The organism is Nostoc flagelliforme FACHB-838 (assembly GCF_014698065.1).
GTDB lineage: Bacteria > Cyanobacteriota > Cyanobacteriia > Cyanobacteriales > Nostocaceae > Nostoc > Nostoc flagelliforme_B.
In genome coordinates this window covers 1-3,312 of sequence record NZ_JACJSI010000539.1, presented here as the reverse complement: position 1 = coordinate 3,312, position 3,312 = coordinate 1, and the positions used below count along the sequence as shown (strand labels likewise).

At 41.1% G+C, this 3,312-nt stretch carries 5 protein-coding genes and 1 pseudogene; 5 read left to right on the top strand and 1 reads right to left on the bottom strand.

Annotated features, from left to right (window positions below; translation table 11 throughout):
* The 5 genes and pseudogenes from H6G97_RS48305 to H6G97_RS48285 form a co-directional block, all read left to right on the top strand.
* Positions 1–368 (top strand): annotated as a pseudogene (locus H6G97_RS48305) (ParM/StbA family protein); the annotation flags it as partial.
* A 10-nt stretch (positions 369–378) separates the two neighbouring features.
* Positions 379–669: a hypothetical protein gene (locus H6G97_RS48300; protein ID WP_190947414.1), complete on the top strand. Its 291-nt coding sequence runs from the start codon at positions 379–381 to the stop codon at positions 667–669.
* 378 nt (positions 670–1,047) lie between these two features.
* Positions 1,048–1,212 carry a ribbon-helix-helix domain-containing protein gene (locus H6G97_RS48295; protein WP_190737809.1) on the top strand — a complete coding sequence of 55 codons (165 nt, stop codon included), beginning with the start codon at positions 1,048–1,050 and terminating at the stop codon, positions 1,210–1,212.
* Between the two features lie 50 nt (positions 1,213–1,262).
* On the top strand, positions 1,263–1,463 hold the full coding sequence (locus H6G97_RS48290; protein WP_190947413.1) for a hypothetical protein: 201 nt from the start codon (positions 1,263–1,265) through the stop codon (positions 1,461–1,463).
* A 51-nt stretch (positions 1,464–1,514) separates the two neighbouring features.
* Positions 1,515–1,823 carry a hypothetical protein gene (locus tag H6G97_RS48285; protein ID WP_190947412.1) on the top strand — a complete coding sequence of 103 codons (309 nt, stop codon included), beginning with the start codon at positions 1,515–1,517 and terminating at the stop codon, positions 1,821–1,823.
* A gap of 426 nt (positions 1,824–2,249) precedes the next feature.
* On the opposite strand, the gene H6G97_RS48280 is transcribed toward H6G97_RS48285, so the two are convergent.
* Positions 2,250–3,185: a hypothetical protein gene (locus H6G97_RS48280; RefSeq protein ID WP_242056139.1), complete on the bottom strand. Its 936-nt coding sequence runs from the start codon at positions 3,183–3,185 to the stop codon at positions 2,250–2,252.
* Positions 3,186–3,312: the final 127 nt, after the last annotated feature.

The window sequence follows — 3,312 nt, the reverse complement described above, 5'->3', positions numbered from 1 at the left end:
TCTCCCAAAAAATGAAACATTTAAATGGCGGAAAAATCGGAGATCCTTCCATTATCCGATTTTGTTTGGAAATGGGGCATACCAGGTATAGCCGTGACATCGATATCAAAGATATATACAGCGCTTCTTTGAAAGATTGGTATGAAAAATACTTGAAGAAAGCGGTGAATCTGACATTTGATGCCAAGCACCAGGGGGATGAAATCTGGGCGATTGGTGGAGGTTGCCTTTTACCAGGATTTAAAAAGCTGTTGGAGAAAAACGGCTTCAAAATCTTGGACAATCCGGTAGAAGCCAATGTCTCTGGGCTTTTAGAGATGGCGAAAACCATTAACAGCAAAAATCTAACGGGCACATCTCTTAAGTGAAGTTATAACAATGGCAGATAAAAAAGACTTAGCACCGGAAAAAGTTCGCATCAAAGATAATTACCGAGAGCGCATATTTGCAGAATCGCAAAAACTAGATAAAAGTTACCTGGACACCCTTTACTTTATCGTTGATTGCTATTTTGTTTTCATTAAGGCTGGATTACCTGTACAACTTTTAGCAAACACTCCGATTAATACTGAGTCAAACCAACTTCCTTCAATAACTTCGACTCCATTTGCACAGGAGAAAGAAGAAGATTCTTCAGGGGAAACATTCAGCCTTGATTTTGATTTGTAACCGTCAGAGGTCATACTAAAAGGGAAAAGTCAATTAAACAATACACTAGCTTTTTTAGACTCATTTAGCTCTTTTAATTTAAAAGCCCTGGTAAAAATCCAGGGCTTTCCTTGATATGCAGTTTATTAAATGCCAGCTTAAAATCTTTGCCAGCGCTTTCTATACAACAGATGAAAGCTTCTAACTTTTCCCGTTATCTCTTTGATTGAGCGATGTCTACGACGGGCTGCACCTACGCTTGACTTCTCCCCCAGCCCAAAGTCCTATTCTCTCGTAATTTATTGTCAGTAATCTTAAGTTATGTGGAATTAGACTATAGGTTAACCTAGTATGTTCTCATAGAGTATGATCACAGAAGAGAGTTTATAAGTAAGGTCAATGGCTAAAAGTCCGACATTGAGCGTAATCATCAGTGAAGAAGATAAAGAAAGATTGAAACGTCTTGCTATGGCTGAAAAGCGTTCAGTGAGTCAATTAGCAGCTATTGCTATTCAAGAATATTTGGATAAGGCAGAAGCTACCAAAGAGAAGGGTGCAGCATGAGTGAAGCAACCCCAGATCGGCTCGAGCGCATCGAGCGCATCCTTGAAACTGTGACCACCAACCAGCTGTCCCTCCAGGAAACAGTTCGCCAAAACACCGAAGAAATCCACAGCCTCACAGATATCTTGATGCATTCCATCCAAAACGCCGAAACTGACCGCGAGGTATTCCAGGCTGAAATTCGCCGCATCTGGGAATACCTACTAGGGCAGCAGCGTAATGGCAATGGTAGCGGTGGCAGTGACAGTTGAATAGCATCAGGCATTTAACTATTTACTTACATTTTTTAAATAGGGAAAATTATGAGAACAGCTATCGTTTGTTACGATTTAAAAAACGTCAAGTCAGGCGACAATGCTCGCGTAAAGGAAAGACTTGAATTGGAAGACACTGCTACAACCTTTCAAGCGTTAAATGTCAACTCATTATTTCCTGATCGGGTTAATTTGCATTTGCCTAACACTAGACTCTACCTGAATGTCAGCAATCCCTCGGTTACTAGTAAACAGATTGCAAACGACGTCTACAGTCTTATTCAGTCTGTAGGCGCAACACCCGACAAAGTATATGTTGCATTTATTACAGAAGATTTCATATTCAATGCTCCGTAAGGATAACCTCAAAGCGCGATCACACAACTTTTAGGCCAGACGATCGTTTAACCATCATCTGTGGGTAGGGGGATTAGGGGGCCTTGACTGTCTAAATAGTATATTTATGCTTATCCCTTAAGGATTATCGTGGGGTTCACGCTTTAAAATCCGGCATTGTATACCGATAAGACAGCCAGGCGGTGAAACCATCCTTTTTGGCGATCGCCTGCGGCGGGGCGTAGCCTATCGCTGTTTTCGGGGTACTTAAAAGCGCGATTGTCAATCCCTGCGGTGTCTCAAACCAGTACCCCTGACTTTTCACCGTTTAAATCCCGCTTGATAAACACAACATTTTCCTGCTGATCTATATAACCCAACCCTTGGCGTTCTCCATAGTGTTGTTCTCCTTTTCCATTGTCTTAAAAGGGCTATTCTAGGATAAATCTATCTTTGTAAGTCTGTTTGTTGCGCTTGAGATTTAGCTAATATTTGATCAATTTGAGTATTAACATCCTCAAAAGTTTGCAATATCTGTGGAGTTAGTTTATTAGTCTGCACTCTCCCTGATTGCAAGTTTAAAATTACCTCCCCGTTTTTCTGCGAAATAGTTAAATCCCTCTGCTGGGTATTGAAAGCCAAGTCATAAATCTTTCCTTGGACTTGAGTGCCATTTTCATTAGACTTACCCCAAACCATGCCAATCCTTTGAGAAATTTGAGTCAACCGACTGATGGAATCAAGCTCAAATGTATCTTTATTCATTACTGTCAACGCTTGGGCTGATAATTGCTTACCAGCTTTAAACCCATAAGCCACTTCTACAATGCGTTTTTTGTAATTTTCCGGCTTCCCTAACTTATCTGCGGCATTGTACCAATTTCTCAAGTTATCAATAGTAACTGTCGGGGGCTTCTTTATACCTAGAGGTTCGGTTTTTACACTATTACTAATCTCTGGTGTAGAAAGAGTAGTGGAGAGTAATGGAGTTATAGATTGGTTAGGCGGGGATTGCGCTGTTTGTTCTGGTGGTTTCAAAAACTGCGGTCGTGTAGCGAGGGAATTAACCCTTTGTTGATACTCAAGAGTAGATTCAATCACAGCCCCAAATTTCTTGGCCATGCTCTCTAAAGTTTTGGCAGGGATGGAGCTATCAACCAAGTTAAATACGGCTAGACCTTTTTTAGTTTCCCTTATAACATCTTCTGTTGGGGCAAGCGAGAATTTAACATTTTGAGCAGTTAACCATTTTGTCACAGTCTCAGCTTTCTGGTTGTCAACAGCCAAGCCCATGATTCCAAGTTTTTTGTTTGATTCTGTAGAAAATAAGAAAGTAGGACGCTCTTTAATCTGATGTAGAATTTTCGCACTACTCTCAATCATATACCAGGGTTAGCGCGTCTCAAACCCTATTGACAGGGGGATTATGGCAGAGGTACTGAGTTTGAGAGAGCCGCAGCTAACACAGAGAGCATATAGCGATCGTTCATCGCTGCTCGTCGTGATTTTT